Source organism: Lacrimispora sp. (genome assembly GCF_036758025.1).
GTDB lineage: Bacteria > Bacillota > Clostridia > Lachnospirales > Lachnospiraceae > Lacrimispora.
This window is the reverse complement of sequence record NZ_DAIOXM010000020.1, coordinates 74,996-91,006: the sequence shown is the minus strand read 5'-3', so window position 1 is coordinate 91,006 and position 16,011 is coordinate 74,996. Positions and strand designations below refer to the sequence as shown.

The following is a 16,011-nucleotide window of genomic DNA, read 5'->3' as shown; positions in this document are numbered from 1 at the left end:
CGTCTGGGCAGGGAGCCTACGGTAGAGGAGATCGCCGGGGAAATCGGGGCCAGCAAGGAAGAAGTGGCCGCTTCCATTGAAGCGGGAGCAGAGGTGGAATCCTTGTACCGTTCTGTCAATAACAACGATGAAAACAGTCTTTTGCTCATTGATAAAATCGAAGAAGAAAATTCTGCCCAGGAAGACCTTTTAAACCAGATGGTGCTGCGGGAGCTTTTGACCGGGCTGGAGGATAAGGACAGGGAAATCATCATCAGGCGTTATTATTACAATGAAACCCAGAGCCAGATCGCCGCAAAGCTGGGAATTTCCCAGGTTCAGGTATCCAGATTGGAAAAAAAGATTTTAAAGCAAATGCGTGAAAAATTATAGAAAAAGAATAAAAAAAACCATATGGCTCATACTACTTATGAAAACCAGAGTAAAGGATGTGAGCACCTATGGAATCCATGAAACATAAGCTTGTGATGACGCTTCTTGTTTTAGGCCTGATTGCGGCTGCTGCCGCCATCTGGTATCTGATTGCCGTCATGCCTGACGGGGGAGGAAAAGAAGGAACTCTTGTAAGAAGCCTGCCCGGAATTGAGAGGATGGTTTCATGAGCAAGACCGTTTATTTAAATATCAGCCAGATTACAGAGGTTCATCACAAGGAGATCCAGCTAAAGGATGTGGCAGACGTTTACTGCGACGATTCTTCCGTTATGAACAAGTGCAATGCCCTGCGCATTAAAACCATTCACTCAGATAAAAACAAACGGTATATAGAGAATGCTTTGGATGTGATAAAGAAACTGATAGAAATGGACTCCACCCTTGAGATCAATAATGTGGGGGAAGTGGATTATATCATCGATTACCACAAGGCCAAAAAGCCTAACTGGGTCTGGCAGTGGATCAAGACCATTTTTGTATGTATCATCTGTTTCTGCGGAGCGGCTTTTGCCATCATGACCTTTAATAATGACGTAAACGTTACCGATGTTTTTAAGGAAATTTACCGGATCATCATGAAGCAGGAATCCAGCGGATTTACCATTTTAGAGGTTAGCTATTCCATTGGACTGGCTCTTGGAATTGTGGGATTTTTTAATCATTTCGCAAAGATCAAGATCAATACCGATCCAACACCTTTAGAGGTAGAAATGCGGCTTTACGAGGATAATGTCAGCAAGACCCTGATTCAGAATGAAGGAAGAAAGGAGTCGGATATTGATGTTTCCTAAACAAGTGCTTCTTGTTTTAATCGGGCTCAGCGCTGGCGGCATTATAGCAGCCGGCGTTTTTGCTTTCTTAGCCATCATAGGCGTATTTCCCAGGCTTATAGGAAAGACAAGGACAAACAGGCACATCCTGCTGTATGAAACCATGATCATCGTGGGAGGTGTACTGGGAAATATATGGGACATTTATGAAATCCCTCTGGGATTTGGGGGAAATCTGTTTTTGGGCGTTTACGGGACAGCCGTGGGAATCTTTGTGGGCTGCCTGGTCATGTCCCTTGCAGAAACCTTAAAGGCTCTGCCGGTCATCAGCCGCAGGCTCAATCTGGGAGTAGGACTGCAGTATATCATCCTTTCCCTGGGACTGGGAAAACTGATTGGGTCCCTCATATTTTTTACGGAAAAATTTGGACAGTAAAGCAGAACAGAATTTACAGAATGGAGGAACATAATGGAAATAGACAAAAAAGCGTATGAAGCCTATGTAAAGCAGGTGACTCCGGTTCACAAGCGGTGGCCGGGAATGATCAAGGCATTTTTTGTAGGCGGAATCATCTGTACCATAGGTCAGATTGTCACGGTTCTGCTTATGAACACAGGGCTGGAAAAAGAAACGGCTTCAGCCTGGACCACTCTGGTTCTGATTGCAGCCAGCGTCCTGCTGACAGGATTAAATCTCTATGGGAAAATTGTTAAATTCGGAGGAGCAGGAGCATTGGTTCCCATTACCGGATTTGCCAATTCCGTGGTGGCTCCGGCAGTAGAATTCAGAGCAGAGGGCCAGGTGTTTGGTATTGGCTGTAAAATATTCACCATTGCAGGGCCGGTTATCCTGTATGGAATTTTAAGCTCCTGGTTACTTGGAATCATCGCTTATGTGTTACAGGCGTTTGGGATACTGTAGACTCATGGAAATGGAGAGAGAGAAAAATGCAGATAGGAAAAGCGAGTGTTAAATTTAAAGAGCCTCCGGTCATTGAAAGCATGGCTTCGATTGTAGGAAAAAAAGAAGGCGAAGGTCCTCTTGGAAAAATGTTTGACGTGGTGGAGCAGGATGATATGTTTGGGGCGGATACCTGGGAAAAGGCGGAAAGCGCCCTGCAAAAGCAGACTGCAGATCTGGCGATTGAAAAAGGAAACATCCGGAAAAAGGATATCCGCTATTTATTTGCCGGAGATTTGCTGGGCCAGCTCATTGCTACCTCTTTTGGAACCGTGGATCTGGAGATTCCCTTATTTGGCTTATTCGGAGCCTGCTCCACTATGGGAGAGGCCTTGAATCTGGGAGCCATGACTGTTGCGGGAGGGTATGCAGACAAGATTATGGCTATGGCCTCCAGCCATTTTGCAACAGCGGAAAAACAGTTCCGTTTTCCCCTGGGATATGGAAACCAAAGGCCCTTTTCGGCTTCCTGGACGGTGACAGGCTGCGGTGCGGTTATTCTCTCGAAGCATAGAAAAGATGGAATTGCAGCCATTACAGGCATCACCACAGGGCAGATGGTGGACATGGGCGCCAGGGATTCCATGAATATGGGAGCAGCCATGGCCCCGTCAGCCTTCCACACCATACAGAGGAATTTTGAGGATTTCCAGGTGGATGAATCCTATTATGACAAGATTATCACTGGAGATTTGGGTCAGGTAGGTCGTACCATTTTGCTGGATTTTATGAAAAATAAAGGACATGATATAGAAAAACAGTATATGGACTGCGGAATTGAGATCTTTGATTCAGAGTCCCAGGATACCCATGCAGGAGGAAGCGGCTGCGGTTGTGCGGCCTCTACCCTTTGCTCCTACATTCTTCCCAGGGTACAGGACGGGACGTGGAAACGGGTTTTGTTCGTGCCTACAGGCGCACTGCTTTCCACAGTCAGCTTCAACGAAGGAGAAACCATACCGGGCATAGCTCATGGAGTGGTTATTGAAAACCTGGGAAACCTGTAGTATGCAGAAATAGTTCTATAGGGCAAATGAAAAGAAAGGAGACTTTTATGGAATACGTGAGAGCATTTTTAGTCGGAGGGGGAATCTGCGTGCTGGTCCAGATCTTGATGGATAACACCAAGCTGATGCCCGGACGCATCATGGTTCTTCTGGTGGTAACCGGAAGCATTCTGGGCGCTTTAGGACTTTACGATCCCTTTGCAGACTGGGCGGGAGCAGGAGCAACTGTTCCCCTTCTGGGCTTTGGCAATACCCTTTGGAAAGGCGTGTGGAAGAGCATGGGAGAAGACGGGCTTTTAGGAGTTTTCAAAGGAGGATTCACCGCAAGTGCCGTTGGAGTATCAGGAGCCCTGATTTTCGGTTATCTGGGTTCTATCCTCTTTAAACCTAAAATGAAAAGTTAAAAAAGAGGGTCTGCTGTCGTCAAATAACAGCAGACCCTTTCTTTCGGTCTTTTTTAATATCCTGACCCAGGCCATTGCCCTTGGCCTGCTGAACCTGAACCCGGAGGTCCATATCCAGGCCCATACCCCGGACCGTAATCGCTGTCCGGCGAATCCGTGTCACCTCCCGGAGGAATGATGACGGAGTTGGCAGAATGGATGGTACAGTAACCAGGCATTGCAAATGCGGAATCATCGGTTGTTCCCTCTTCCCCAGGCGGAAGCACCAGGAAGATAGCTGTAGTCCGCTCCGGACAGTAAGGTGTCGGAAGCCGGTGAGATACAGAGCAGACAGTGGCACGGACGTGAATGTTGCAGACGTCTGTGGGAACCGTGCCTCTTGCAAAATATTCGGTGTATATGGCATTGCCTCTGGGATCGTTGTTACAGATTCCCGAGACAGCCAGTTTGCCTGATTTTCTGCATATATTGGCAGTTTCTATGCTGTCAGGAACGGGAAAGCCCGGATCTGACATGCCTTCGTGGACTCTGGACATGATTTTTCTCCACAATACTTTGTGGAATGAGGTTCCGCCATTTTGGCTTGTCAGCTTTTGGTTGCTGTCATAGCCCGCCCAGATTCCTGCAGTGTAATAAGGCGTATAGCCTACAAACCAGATGTCATTATTGCCGGTGGTAGTACCGCTTTTTCCTGCGTTGGACATGCCGGGAATATTGGCGGCCGTACTGGTGGAGCTGGGGCCCGAATTTCCCTGGGAAAACTTTCTGCTGCTTTCCATGGAGCCTGCCATGGCATCAGTCAGCAAAAATGCGGTGGAATCCTTTAAAACCCTGTGGGTTTCCGGCGTATTGTCGATTAAAATTTTTCCGTCATGATCCAGAATTCTGGTGAAAAATGTGGGCTTTGTATATAGCCCTCCGTTTGCAATGGTAGCATAGGCGCTGGTCAGCTCTAAGTTGGAAACGCCGTCTGTAATTCCTCCAAGTGCAAGGGCCGGATTGTAGTCCGTATCCCTTAAGGAAGTAATTCCGAAGTTTCTGGCATATTCCACCCCAAGCTGGGGCGTTACGGTTTCCATCAGGCAGCGGACGGCCACAATGTTCATGGAATAGATGATTCCGTCTCTTATGGAGGAGTAGCCCTGATATCCGGATTTATACCAGTTGGAAAAGGTTTTATTTCCGATGGTGTAAACAGAATCGTAATAAACCGTTCCCAGGGTGGCGCTGCCGGTGTCAATAGCAGGCGCAAATGCCGTTATGATCTTAAAGGTGGAGCCTGGCTGCCTCAGGGTGTTGGTGGCCCGGTTTAAGGTGAGACTGGCAGTTTTTTCGCCCCGTCCTCCGCTTATGGCTTTTACCTGACCGGTCTTCTGGTCCATGATCACGAAAGAAGCCTGAGGCTGTAAGGTCTTTTGAAGCCGTTCTCCCAGAATGGTATCCCCTTCCTGTATGATAGAGGCTTTATATCCGTTGATATCATTCTGAATCTCTTCTTCTGAATTGTATAAGCCGTCGTATCCTGAATCACCGATGTCTTTGTGATATCGCTTTAAGCTTTCCTCAGAATAATGGACTGTGTTTCCGTCCCTGTGAGTCACGGAAAGCCTGTATTCAATGGAATACTTGGCTGCTGTGTAGTTTGAGGGGTTGCCCACTTCTTCATCCACAATGGACTGAATGTGGGGGTCCTGGGTGGTGTAGATGGATAAGCCGCCGCTGTAAAGCATGTTATGGGCCTGAGTATCCGTATAGCCAAGCTGTTCCTTCATGGCCTCCTTGACCTGTTCCACCAGTTCATCTGTAAAATAACTGTAAGGGGTGGAGGTTTCCTTGGTAACGATGTCCACGTTCTGAATTCTGGAATAGACATCATCAGCCAGAGCTTCATCCTCTTCTTCGCTGGAAATATATCCCTGGTCATGCAAGTATTGAAGGATTACCTTCTGCTTGTCTGAGTTGGCCTTCTGACCGGTAATAGGGTTAAACTTGGAGGGATTTTGTGTAATGCCTGCAAGAACCGCACATTCGGATAAGGTCAGATCGGATATCTCCTTGTTAAAGTACCTTCTGGCAGCCACCTTGACTCCCAGGGAGTTATTGCCTAAGTTAATGGTATTTAAGTAATTGGTGATAATCTGTTCCTTGGACATGATTCCATCCAGCTTGACAGCCAGGAACCATTCCTGCATCTTTCTCTCCAGCCGTTCCCCAAAGCTTTTTTCCATACCGCCCCCGAAAACGCTGTTTTTAATGAGCTGCTGGGTTATGGTACTGCCTCCTCCTGCGGAGGAATCTCCTGTCAGCACGCCTCTTACAGCCCGCATGATGGAGCGGGGATCAATTCCATTGTGCTGCCAGAACCTGGAATCTTCATAGGCGACAAAAGCATTGACCAGGTTTTTTGGAAGCTCTTCATAGGTGGCTTCCTCCCTGTTGGACCCTGCAGTAACCAGAGTTTCCGTCACATTGCCCGCGCTGTCATAAACGGTTGTGGCATATTCATTGGGTACGATGGTGGCAATGTCCACCTCAGGAGCGTTGTCTATGATTCCTTTAACCATGCCGAATCCGATGCTGGCGGCCAGGATGCCGCAGAACAGAAACAGCACGAATAAGCTTTTTAAAAAAGCAAGAAAAACCTTGGCAGAATATTTCCTCGTTTTTGAATTGGCGGTCCGGAGCTTTTTTTCTACCGATTGTTTGCCATAGTTCATAAGAAACCTCCTTTACCGGATTATTATACCAAACATTGCCTTTCAATTCAACACCTACCATTTTTGCCTTTTGAAAGGCTCCCCTTCTTAAATTTTGGAGAAAAATGTAGGAAATATACATGGACTTGCCTGAGTCTGGGTTTTCCGATATAATGAAAACAATATTGATGAGGAAGAAATGAGGAAATTTATGAGAAGTTCCTATAAAATTTTATACCAGGGAGGAACAGGAGAGGTAACAGAAAAGAAATCCCGTTTCATTGCCTGTACCAGGCCTGTAAAAACAGAAGAGGAGGCCCTGGCTTTTATTGAAGAAATAAGGAAAACCTACTGGGATGCCAGGCACCACTGTTATGCCTGGGTCATAGGGAAAAAAGGGGAGCAGAAACGCTGCAGCGATGACGGAGAACCGGCCCAGACTGCAGGAAGGCCCATCCTTGATGTGCTGGAGGGAGAGGGTGTTACAGGCGTCTGTGTGGTGGTGACCAGATATTTTGGAGGAACCCTTCTTGGGACGGGAGGATTGGTAAGAGCCTATTCAGGGGCTGCCCAGGAGGGGCTTAAAGCCTCTGCAATCCTGACTGTCCAGCCGGGAGAGACATGTTCTCTTACGGTGGATTATAACGGAATCGGAAAAATCCAGTATATGCTGGCCCAGGAGGGCATTACCACCTTAAACAGTGAGTATACGGACAAGGTAGAACTGACCATTCTGGTGCCTCAGGAGAAGGCTGAGAAAATACAGACTGATGTTGCGGACATAACAGGAGGACAGGCAGAAATCGTAAAGCTGGAAGATGTGTATTATGGGCTGTTTGAGAAAGAAGTGCTTTTGTTTCCGGATTAATAAACATGTCGAAAAAACAAGAAAAAAATCTTGCAATATTAAATATAGGATGATATACTAACTAATTGTTATAATGCTGATGAAACTAAGGGCAGATATGTCCTTAGTTTTTTATGATATGGGAGCCGGTTTGGCCGGGCCATAATTGTTTAAGAGAAAGAAGAGCACAATCTATGAAGATGAAAAGAGAAGATATAAGAAATGTGGCAATCATCGCCCACGTTGATCACGGTAAAACCACTCTGGTGGATGCCCTGTTAAGGCAGAGCGGCATTTTCCGGGAGAACCAGGAAGTGATGGAGCGTGTGATGGACTCCAATGATATTGAGCGTGAGAGAGGAATTACCATCTTATCCAAGAATACAGCGGTTTATTTTGGCGATACCAAAATCAACATCATCGACACCCCAGGCCACGCAGATTTCGGCGGAGAGGTGGAACGTGTCTTAAAGATGGTAAACGGCGTTATCCTGGTAGTAGATGCCTATGAAGGAGTTATGCCCCAGACGAAATTCGTTCTCAGAAAGGCTCTGGATATGGGCTTGTCTGTCGTAACCTGTATTAACAAAATAGACCGCCCCGAAGCAAGACCGGAAGAGGTGGAAGAAGAGGTTTTAGAGCTCCTTATGGATATGGATGCCAGCGAAGAGCAGCTTGACTGCCCCTTTGTTTATGCTTCTGCCAGAAGCGGCTTTGCAATGATGGGACTTGATGACGAGGAAAAGGACATGGCTCCATTATTCCAGACTATCATTGACCACATCCCGGCACCGGAAGGCGATCCCGAAGCCTCCACTCAGCTTTTAATCAGCACCATTGACTACAATGAATACGTAGGACGAATCGGCGTAGGCAAGGTGGATAATGGAAATATCAGGGTAAACCAGGAATGTGTTATCGTAAACCATCATGAACCCGGTAAATCACGTAAGGTAAAAGTAGGAAAGCTGTACGAATATGAGGGCCTTAACAAGAGGGAGATTCAGGAAGCTTCCATCGGTTCCATTGTAGCCATTTCCGGTATTGCCGATATCCACATCGGAGATACCTTGTGTTCCGTAGATAATCCGGAAGCAATTCCATTCCAGAAAATATCAGAGCCTACCATTGCCATGAATTTCATGGTAAATGACAGCCCTCTGGCAGGACAGGAAGGAAAGTTTGTCACCTCCCGCCACTTAAGAGAGCGTCTGTTCAGAGAGCTTAACACCGATGTAAGCCTTCGTGTAGAGGAAACCGAAGCCGCAGAGTGCTTTAAGGTTTCCGGACGAGGTGAGCTCCACTTATCCGTTCTCATTGAAAACATGAGAAGAGAGGGCTTTGAATTTGCAGTCAGCAAGGCAGAGGTTCTCTATAAATTTGATGAGAGAAACCGCAAGCTGGAGCCTATGGAAATCGCTTATATCGATGTGCCGGAGGAGTTTACAGGAGCTGTTATCCAGAAGCTTACCAGCCGTAAGGGAGAGCTTCAGGGCATGAGTCCTGCAAACGGCGGCTACACCAGACTGGAATTTTCCATTCCCTCCAGAGGCTTAATCGGCTACAGAGGAGAATTCATGACCGATACAAAGGGAAATGGTATCATGAACACCGCCTTTGACGGCTATGCACCTTTTAAGGGCGAACTGTTTTACCGAAAGACGGGCTCCCTCATTGCCTATGAGTCAGGAGAATCCATCACCTACGGCTTATTCAATGCACAGGAAAGAGGAATCCTCTTTATCGGAGCTGGAGTAAAGGTATATGCCGGTATGGTCATCGGCCAGAATCCAAAGGCAGAAGACATTGAAATCAATGTCTGCAAGATGAAAAAGCTGACCAACACCCGTTCCTCAGGCGCTGATGAGGCGTTAAAGCTGACACCTCCAAAGGATATGAGCTTAGAGCAGGCTTTAGACTTTATCGACACTGACGAGCTTTTGGAGATCACTCCAATCAACCTCAGGGTCAGAAAGAAGATTTTAGACCCGACTATGAGAAAAAGGTCTTCTCTCAACAAAAAATCCCTGTCATAAATATGGCTTATGAGAAGCTGTTTTTAGCTTCTCATAAAAGGTGCTATACTTAGCACCGTCCATCCGATTATGATAACTTGTTGTCATAATATGTAATATTTAAGAGGATGCTGCTGAAAAAGCCGCTTCCTCTTTTCTTTTTGCCCTTTCACCTGCCTTGTCCTGTCGATATTTTTGGATGGTTTTTTATCATGGAAAGAGATTTTGGGACATAAATTTAATATTAGCTGTGAGGTATATTGCAGCGGCAAATAAGTGAAGGAAGAGGAGAAATACAATGTCAGAAAAAATGATTGAAAACAACAAAGTAAGCGTGATAGGAGAGATTATTTCCGGCTTCACCTTTAGCCATGAGGTATTTGGAGAAGGATTCTATATGGTGGATATTGCAGTTAATCGCTTAAGTGAACAGGCAGATGTCATACCATTAATGATTTCAGAACGTCTCATTGACGTGGATGGGGACTATAACGGTCTGACTATAGAGGCCGTAGGCCAGTTCCGGTCCTATAACCGTCATGAGGGAACGAAAAACCGCCTGGTGCTTTCGATCTTTGTAAGGGAAATTCATTTCATAGAAGAATTTACCGATTATACAAAAACCAATCAAATTTTTCTGGATGGATATATATGCAAAGCTCCCATTTACAGGAAAACTCCCCTGGGAAGGGAAATTGCAGACCTCCTTCTTGCGGTAAACCGCCCATACGGTAAATCAGATTACATACCCTGCATTGCGTGGGGAAGAAATGCCAGATATGCTTCCGGATTTTCAGTAGGGACCAGAGTTAAGGTATGGGGAAGGGTCCAAAGCAGGGAATACACCAAAAAGCTGAGTGAGACCGAGTGCGAGAAGAGAATCGCCTACGAGGTTTCCGTCAGCAAACTGGAGTGTGATGAGGTATAACCTGTCTTCCTTAAGAAAATGTTGCAAAAATATTAATTTTATGGTACGATAAGCAGGCTCTGAAGTAATACGGAAACGATCGCTTTTAAAGCTGTTATGAGGTGCAATAGGATGAATAAAGGTACGATACAGGTTATATGCGGCAAAGGGAAAGGAAAGACCACGGCGGCCCTGGGTATGGGAATCGAGGCTCTGTCCAAGAACAGAACTGTCATTATGATCCAGTTTTTAAAGGGCTGTCCAGGAAAGGGTTCCCTGGATATTTTAAAACGCCTGGAGCCGGAGATGAAGATATTCCGGTTTGAGAAATCCGATGGTCTTTTTGAAGATCTTTCTAAGGAACAGCAGGAAGAGGAGCGAATGAATATCCGCAATGGACTGAACTTTGCAAAAAAGGTTTTGTCCACCGGGGAATGCGACATTCTCATTCTGGATGAAATCCTGGGACTTCTGGACCAGAAGATTGTAGAAGCAGAGGAGCTGATCCGGCTGCTTCAGTTTAAGGTGGAGGAAATGGATGTCATTCTGACCGGGAAGGTATTTTCCAAGGAGATCGAGCCTTACGTGGATAATATCCTGGAAATCGACCATCTTAAAGTTGACAACACAAAATAATAATGTTAGTATGGTGATATAATACATAATATAAGAGTAGAGGTTGCGTTGCTTATCAGTAAGCTGTCCGATGCATCAGGTGCAGTCGAGGACAGACGAAAGGAAGAGACGCCGAAGAGTGGTATGGCCTGAGCATATTCATTCTGGGCATATGGTTAAGAGCCATGTGACTGTCATCCGTCTGGATGTTGAGCTACTTAAAGAAAGATGATATCATTAATTCTGAACTTTAAGAGCTGGCCCAGTCGCCAGCTCTGTTTTTTGGCAGATTTTTAAACAGAAAGCTAGGCGAATTCACCTTATGTATAAAAAATGAATCAGGAGGAAAAGATAATGGCAATTTTTGAAGGAGCAGGTGTGGCCCTTGTTACACCATTTAAAGAAAATGGGGAAGTGAACTATGGAAAGCTGGAAGAGCTGGTAGAGTTCCAGATTGCAGGAGGAACAGATTCCATCATTGCCTGCGGCACCACCGGAGAAGCGTCTACCATGACTCATGAAGAGCATTTGGAAGTAGTGCGGTTTGTATGCGAAGTGACCAAAAAGCGTGTTCCGGTCATTGCAGGAACCGGGTCTAATTGTACGGACACTGCCGTTTACCTTTCAAAAGAAGCTGAAAAGCACGGTGCAGACGGACTTCTTTTGGTGTCCCCTTACTATAATAAGGCCACTCAGAACGGACTGAAGGCCCATTTTAAGGCAGTTGCAGACCAGGTGAAAATTCCCATTCTTCTATATAATATACCGGGAAGAACCGGAATCAATATTGCACCGGAAACCATAGCAGACTTATGCCGCAACGTTTCCAACATTGTGGGAGTCAAGGAAGCCAGCGGAAACTTTACCGCCATAGCGGATCTGATGAATTACTCCGATGGATGTGCTGACGTTTATTCCGGCAATGACGACCAGATTGTGCCTCTTCTCTCATTGGGAGGAAAAGGCGTAATTTCCGTTCTCTCCAACATCGCTCCTGCACAGACCCACGAGATCTGTGAGGCTTATTTTAAGGGAGATGTAAAGAGAAGCGCCAGCCTTCAGATTGCAGCCATTCCTTTAATCAATGCCCTGTTCTGTGAGGTGAACCCAATTCCTGTAAAGGCAGCTTTAAACCTTATGGGTATGAACGCAGGCCCAATGCGCCTTCCTCTCACTGAGATGGAGCCTCAGAATCAGGAACGTTTAAAGAAGACTATGAAGGAATACGGAATTTTATAATTTTCAAGACGATACACATGGAGGAACACATGATTAAAATGATAATGCACGGCTGTAACGGAGCAATGGGTCAGACCATTACCCAGATAGCGGCGGAAGATGAAAACATTGCAATTGTTGCGGGAATTGACCCCAATCATACAAGACAGAATCCATATCCCGTGTTTCCGTCTTTGGAAGCCTGCGATGTAAAGGCCGATGTGATTGTGGACTTTACTTCTGCAAAGGCAGTGGATGGTCTTTTGGATTACAGCATAAGAGAGAAGGTTCCTGTGGTGTTATGCACCACAGGGCTTTCTGAAGAACAGAATGAAAGAGTACAGAAGGCAGCCGGACAAGTTGCCATCCTGCGTTCCGCCAATATGTCTCTGGGAGTCAACCTGCTGATTAAGATGGTGAAAGAGGCTGCCCAGGTTCTTGCAGGCGCAGGCTTTGACATTGAGATCGTGGAAAAACACCACAATAAAAAAGTGGATTCCCCCAGCGGGACAGCCCTTGCCCTGGCTGATTCCATCAATGAGGCCATGAACCAGGAGTATCATTACGTCTCTGACAGAAGTACAAAGATGGAAGCCAGAGATAAAAAGGAAATCGGTATTCAGTCTGTTCGTGGAGGAACCATTGTGGGAGAGCATGATGTGATTTTTGCAGGAGCCGACGAGGTGATCACCTTTAACCATACCGCTTATTCCAAGGCTATTTTTGCAAAAGGAGCCGTATCCGCAGCAAAATTTCTGGCAGAAAAAACACCGGGACTTTATACCATGAAAGACGTAGTTCAATCATAATTTCCATAATTTGCCACCATAATTCATCACTCCTTTACACATACTAACCATAGAAAATGAAAGGAGAATGTATTATGAAAAGAATAAAGTCTTATGTTATTGCCCTTTTTGTCATTATGTCAGTGGTATTGTTGACTGCATGCAATACTGCCAAAAATAACAACGGGACAAATGCAGCGGGAACTACTGCTGCAACCACCCAGACCACAGCTGCTGCTACCACAAAGGCTGATACAAAAGTTGATGAATCCGCCAGCACCGGAGTTGTAGATGATGTGGTTGAGGACGTAAAAAAAGGCGTTGACAACGTAACAGGGGAAAGCAACGGACAGCCCACTACAGAAAGCGCCACAACGGCCCGGTAATGAGGATATGAAATAAAAAAAAGAGCTTCAGGCAGATAATTGTGCCTGAAGTTTTTTTTGAATCTTTTCAGCACAATATTTGACACGGAATAAAAAAATATTGACAGAAAAAAGGATATATGAGAAAATTGTTTAAAAGTGAACTGTTCTAATGTGAACCATTAGCTCTTTGATTCTAGTCTTAATGAAAGGAAATAACTGTGGATAATGATTTTGAAATCTTATTAAACGGACAACAGTTTAAAAGGCTTTATGAGAAAATGAGCAATCTTATTACAGAAAGGTATGGATTGCATAAAATCGAAATTGAGATTTTGCTTTTTTTAAGAGGCGGGAAATACGATACGGCAAGGGATATTGCAGAGAATAAATTTTTTTCCAAGGCCCATATTTCCCAGGCAATTGAGAATTTAACAGAGTGGGGTTATATCAGAGGGCAGGCGGATGAGCAGGACCGGAGATGCATTCATTTGCATCTGACAGAAGAGGCCCAGCCTGTTTGCGAAGAATTGCTTAAGCTGCGGCAGCGGTTGGGGGATATTATGTATCAGGATATCACAGAAGAAGAGAAGGAGATTGTGTTAAAGGTAGCCAAAAAGATTGCGGGCAATATAAATAAGGAATTAGAACATTTTAAAGGTCACGCAGACGTTGAAGAGAGAAGACAGGAAGGCAGGTAGAAGTTGAATTTATATGGAACAAGATTACAGGAAAAACTTAATGAAGCCTTAAAAGCAGTGCTTCCGATTATTGGAATTGTACTATTTTTATCATTTACAATTGTACCCATATCACCCAGTATATTGATGGCATTTTTAATCGGTGCAGTACTCTTGATTATTGGAATGATGTTCTTTTCATTGGGGGCGGAGCTTTCCATGACACCCATGGGGGAAAAGGTGGGTGGAAGCCTGACCCAGACCAGGAAGCTTTGGCTTATGATTTTACTGAGTTTTATACTTGGATTCATTATTACTATTTCAGAACCCGATTTGCAGGTATTGGCGGAGCAGGTGCCGTCAATTCCCAATCTCGTACTTATACTGGCAGTCGCCTGCGGAGTTGGACTGTTTCTGGTAACTGCTTTGCTTCGTATGTTATTTAGCATATCTCTTCCGAAAATGCTTTTTGTATTTTATGCAATTGTTTTTGGATTGGCTTTTTTTGTTCCCAAGGACTTTCTTTCGGTGGCTTTTGATTCGGGAGGAGTAACGACGGGGCCTATGACCGTTCCCTTTATCATGGCATTCGGTATCGGTATTTCGGCCATTCGAAGTGATAAGCATGCGTCAGATGACAGCTTTGGATTAGTTGCACTGTGCTCAATCGGCCCCATATTAGCGGTGCTGGTTCTGGGATTGATTTACCACCCGGAAAGTTCGGAATATATACCGGAGGTTTTGCCGACAATAGATAATTCCATTGAGCTGTGGAGAATGTTTTCCCATGGAATTCCCCATTATATGATGGAGATGGCAGTTTCTTTATTTCCCATTGTATTATTTTTCGGTATCTTTCAACTTATTTCCCGGGAAATACACAAAAGGGCTTTGATTCGAATTGTGGTTGGCCTTATATATACTTATGTTGGATTATTTCTGTTTTTGACGGGTGTAAATATAGGATTTATGCCGGCTGGTAATTATTTGGGCCAAATGCTTGCATCACTTCCCTATCGATGGATCATTGTCCCAATCGGTATGCTCATTGGTTATTTTATTGTATTGGCGGAGCCGGCAGTGTTCGTACTTACGAAACAGGTGGAAGAGATTACCTCAGGCGCAATTTCTGCTAAAGCAATGGGATTAAGCCTTTCTATCGGTGTGTCAGTTTCCCTGGGGCTTGCTATGATCAGGGTGCTTACAGGAATTTCTATATTTTGGTTTATTATTCCCGGATATGCCATTGCATTATTTCTTTCCCTTTTTGTTCCTAAGATATTTACGGCCATTGCCTTTGACTCAGGAGGTGTGGCTTCCGGTCCTATGACGGCAACCTTTCTTCTGCCCTTTGCCATCGGGGCGAGTGTCAGCGTAGGAGGAAATATTGTAAGGGATGCATTTGGAGTGGTAGCAATGGTTGCTATGACACCATTGATTACAATACAGGTATTAGGTTTGGTATATAAGCTGCGGTCAGGACATTCCGGGAAGGGCGTGTCTCATATGGAACCAAAAGAAGCATTTGCATTATTGGCGGATGATGATATTATCGAATTATAGAAAAGGAGCATCCAATGAGTAAAGTATATATGATGGTGACAATTACTAACCGAAGTGTCGGCCATAAAATGCTCTCCTTTTATAAAGAGCATGAGCAGACGGTTATCATAAGCACCTTAGGAGCAGGAACTGCTAACAGTGAGGTGCTGGACTACTTTGGTCTGGAAGCAACGGAAAAGGCAGTTATGTTTTCCTTCGTAACAAATGAGAGATGGAAGTGTCTGAAAAAAGCGCTGCAGAAGGAAATGAATATCGACGTTCCCGGTACCGGCGTAGCTTTTATTATTCCTCTTTCCAGTATTGGCGGAAAGAAAGCATTGGAATTCTTAACGGAAAAGCAGCAGTTTGAAAAAGAGGAGGAAACTATATTGAAAGAAACAGAACATGAATTGCTGGTGGTCATAGCCAATCAGGGATATAGCGATAATGTAATGGATGCCGCAAGAGAAAAAGGAGCCAGCGGAGGGACAGTGATCCATGCAAAGGGCGAGGGTATGGAACGTGCGGAGAAGTTTCTTGGAGTTTCTATTGCAGCGGAGAAAGAAATTATCTTTATCGTTACAAAAGTGGAATATAAAAATGAAATCATGAAGGTGATTATGGAGAAGGCGGGGATGGAAAGCAAAGCGAAATCCATCGTATTTTCACTTCCGGTTACCAGCACTGCAGGACTTCGTTTGCAGGAAGAGGATAAGTCCGAAGAATAATCCGGAAAACAAAATGAGAAAAAAGCTTTAGGCA

General features: G+C 45.1%; 18 protein-coding genes and 1 riboswitch. Of the genes, 17 read left to right on the top strand and 1 reads right to left on the bottom strand.

Annotation, left to right across the window (positions count from 1 at the left end; translation table 11 throughout):
• The 7 genes from V7M78_RS16220 to spoVAE all read left to right on the top strand — a co-directional run.
• Positions 1 to 372: sigma-70 family RNA polymerase sigma factor (locus tag V7M78_RS16220; RefSeq protein WP_333651402.1), on the top strand; the 372-nt coding region annotated here is incomplete at its 5' end.
• A gap of 68 nt (positions 373 to 440) precedes the next feature.
• Positions 441 to 602 (top strand): hypothetical protein, encoded by a 162-nt coding sequence (locus V7M78_RS16215; RefSeq protein WP_333651401.1) that lies wholly within the window; start codon positions 441 to 443, stop codon positions 600 to 602.
• Positions 599 to 1,225, top strand: coding sequence for a stage V sporulation protein AA (locus V7M78_RS16210; protein WP_333651400.1), 627 nt, complete (start codon positions 599 to 601; stop codon positions 1,223 to 1,225). The genes V7M78_RS16215 and V7M78_RS16210 overlap by 4 nt, the downstream gene beginning before the upstream one ends.
• On the top strand, positions 1,212 to 1,640 hold the full coding sequence (locus V7M78_RS16205; RefSeq protein WP_333651399.1) for a stage V sporulation protein AB: 429 nt from the start codon (positions 1,212 to 1,214) through the stop codon (positions 1,638 to 1,640). Before V7M78_RS16210 ends, V7M78_RS16205 begins: the two co-directional genes overlap by 14 nt.
• A gap of 33 nt (positions 1,641 to 1,673) precedes the next feature.
• Positions 1,674 to 2,126, top strand: a complete 453-nt coding sequence (locus tag V7M78_RS16200) for a SpoVA/SpoVAEb family sporulation membrane protein (RefSeq protein ID WP_333651398.1) — start codon at positions 1,674 to 1,676, stop codon at positions 2,124 to 2,126.
• 26 nt (positions 2,127 to 2,152) lie between these two features.
• Entirely contained in the window at positions 2,153 to 3,172 is a 1,020-nt protein-coding gene (spoVAD, locus tag V7M78_RS16195; protein WP_333651397.1) for a stage V sporulation protein AD, read from the top strand.
• A gap of 47 nt (positions 3,173 to 3,219) precedes the next feature.
• Positions 3,220 to 3,576: a stage V sporulation protein AE gene (gene spoVAE, locus V7M78_RS16190; RefSeq protein ID WP_333651396.1), complete on the top strand. Its 357-nt coding sequence runs from the start codon at positions 3,220 to 3,222 to the stop codon at positions 3,574 to 3,576.
• A gap of 53 nt (positions 3,577 to 3,629) precedes the next feature.
• Here the strand turns inward: spoVAE and V7M78_RS16185 are convergent, their stop codons facing one another.
• Positions 3,630 to 6,293 carry a transglycosylase domain-containing protein gene (locus tag V7M78_RS16185; protein WP_333651395.1) on the bottom strand — a complete coding sequence of 888 codons (2,664 nt, stop codon included), beginning with the start codon at positions 6,291 to 6,293 and terminating at the stop codon, positions 3,630 to 3,632.
• A 190-nt stretch (positions 6,294 to 6,483) separates the two neighbouring features.
• On the opposite strand from V7M78_RS16185, the gene V7M78_RS16180 reads away from it, so the two are divergent.
• The 10 genes from V7M78_RS16180 (at position 6,484) to V7M78_RS16135 (ending at position 15,977) form a co-directional block, all read left to right on the top strand.
• On the top strand, positions 6,484 to 7,140 hold the full coding sequence (locus V7M78_RS16180) for a YigZ family protein (protein ID WP_333651394.1): 657 nt from the start codon (positions 6,484 to 6,486) through the stop codon (positions 7,138 to 7,140).
• Positions 7,141 to 7,313: 173 nt separating this feature from the next.
• Entirely contained in the window at positions 7,314 to 9,155 is a 1,842-nt protein-coding gene (gene typA / locus V7M78_RS16175) for a translational GTPase TypA (protein ID WP_333651393.1), read from the top strand.
• 277 nt (positions 9,156 to 9,432) lie between these two features.
• On the top strand, positions 9,433 to 10,062 hold the full coding sequence (locus tag V7M78_RS16170; RefSeq protein WP_333651392.1) for a single-stranded DNA-binding protein: 630 nt from the start codon (positions 9,433 to 9,435) through the stop codon (positions 10,060 to 10,062).
• A 111-nt stretch (positions 10,063 to 10,173) separates the two neighbouring features.
• A complete protein-coding gene (locus tag V7M78_RS16165; RefSeq protein WP_333651391.1) occupies positions 10,174 to 10,677 on the top strand; it encodes a cob(I)yrinic acid a,c-diamide adenosyltransferase in 504 nt (167 codons plus the stop codon).
• A 29-nt stretch (positions 10,678 to 10,706) separates the two neighbouring features.
• A riboswitch (Lysine riboswitch) is annotated at positions 10,707 to 10,881 on the top strand.
• A gap of 129 nt (positions 10,882 to 11,010) precedes the next feature.
• The gene (dapA, locus tag V7M78_RS16160) at positions 11,011 to 11,895 is read left to right on the top strand and encodes a 4-hydroxy-tetrahydrodipicolinate synthase (protein ID WP_333651390.1); all 885 of its coding nucleotides are present in this window, start codon (positions 11,011 to 11,013) and stop codon (positions 11,893 to 11,895) included.
• Between the two features lie 29 nt (positions 11,896 to 11,924).
• Complete coding sequence (gene dapB, locus V7M78_RS16155; RefSeq protein WP_333651389.1) at positions 11,925 to 12,683, top strand: 4-hydroxy-tetrahydrodipicolinate reductase; 759 nt, start codon at positions 11,925 to 11,927, stop codon at positions 12,681 to 12,683.
• Positions 12,684 to 12,757: 74 nt separating this feature from the next.
• Positions 12,758 to 13,048 carry a hypothetical protein gene (locus tag V7M78_RS16150; protein WP_333651388.1) on the top strand — a complete coding sequence of 97 codons (291 nt, stop codon included), beginning with the start codon at positions 12,758 to 12,760 and terminating at the stop codon, positions 13,046 to 13,048.
• A 200-nt stretch (positions 13,049 to 13,248) separates the two neighbouring features.
• Positions 13,249 to 13,728, top strand: coding sequence for a MarR family winged helix-turn-helix transcriptional regulator (locus V7M78_RS16145; protein WP_333651387.1), 480 nt, complete (start codon positions 13,249 to 13,251; stop codon positions 13,726 to 13,728).
• Between the two features lie 3 nt (positions 13,729 to 13,731).
• Positions 13,732 to 15,270 carry a DUF1538 domain-containing protein gene (locus tag V7M78_RS16140; RefSeq protein WP_333651386.1) on the top strand — a complete coding sequence of 513 codons (1,539 nt, stop codon included), beginning with the start codon at positions 13,732 to 13,734 and terminating at the stop codon, positions 15,268 to 15,270.
• Between the two features lie 14 nt (positions 15,271 to 15,284).
• Entirely contained in the window at positions 15,285 to 15,977 is a 693-nt protein-coding gene (locus V7M78_RS16135) for a P-II family nitrogen regulator (protein ID WP_333651385.1), read from the top strand.
• Positions 15,978 to 16,011: the final 34 nt, after the last annotated feature.

What these genes read in the sequence shown, in the direction of transcription:
- V7M78_RS16150 (WP_333651388.1), top strand. Translation starts at nt 12,758, where the DNA reads ATGAAAAGAATAAAGTCTTATGTTATTGCCCTTTTTGTCATTATGTCA.
- V7M78_RS16185 (WP_333651395.1), bottom strand. Translation starts at nt 6,293, where the DNA reads ATGAACTATGGCAAACAATCGGTAGAAAAAAAGCTCCGGACCGCCAAT.
- typA (WP_333651393.1), top strand. Translation starts at nt 7,314, where the DNA reads ATGAAGATGAAAAGAGAAGATATAAGAAATGTGGCAATCATCGCCCAC.
- V7M78_RS16170 (WP_333651392.1), top strand. Translation starts at nt 9,433, where the DNA reads ATGTCAGAAAAAATGATTGAAAACAACAAAGTAAGCGTGATAGGAGAG.
- spoVAE (WP_333651396.1), top strand. Translation starts at nt 3,220, where the DNA reads ATGGAATACGTGAGAGCATTTTTAGTCGGAGGGGGAATCTGCGTGCTG.
- V7M78_RS16210 (WP_333651400.1), top strand. Translation starts at nt 599, where the DNA reads ATGAGCAAGACCGTTTATTTAAATATCAGCCAGATTACAGAGGTTCAT.
- dapA (WP_333651390.1), top strand. Translation starts at nt 11,011, where the DNA reads ATGGCAATTTTTGAAGGAGCAGGTGTGGCCCTTGTTACACCATTTAAA.
- spoVAD (WP_333651397.1), top strand. Translation starts at nt 2,153, where the DNA reads ATGCAGATAGGAAAAGCGAGTGTTAAATTTAAAGAGCCTCCGGTCATT.
- V7M78_RS16215 (WP_333651401.1), top strand. Translation starts at nt 441, where the DNA reads ATGGAATCCATGAAACATAAGCTTGTGATGACGCTTCTTGTTTTAGGC.
- dapB (WP_333651389.1), top strand. Translation starts at nt 11,925, where the DNA reads ATGATTAAAATGATAATGCACGGCTGTAACGGAGCAATGGGTCAGACC.
- V7M78_RS16135 (WP_333651385.1), top strand. Translation starts at nt 15,285, where the DNA reads ATGAGTAAAGTATATATGATGGTGACAATTACTAACCGAAGTGTCGGC.
- V7M78_RS16200 (WP_333651398.1), top strand. Translation starts at nt 1,674, where the DNA reads ATGGAAATAGACAAAAAAGCGTATGAAGCCTATGTAAAGCAGGTGACT.
- V7M78_RS16180 (WP_333651394.1), top strand. Translation starts at nt 6,484, where the DNA reads ATGAGAAGTTCCTATAAAATTTTATACCAGGGAGGAACAGGAGAGGTA.
- V7M78_RS16165 (WP_333651391.1), top strand. Translation starts at nt 10,174, where the DNA reads ATGAATAAAGGTACGATACAGGTTATATGCGGCAAAGGGAAAGGAAAG.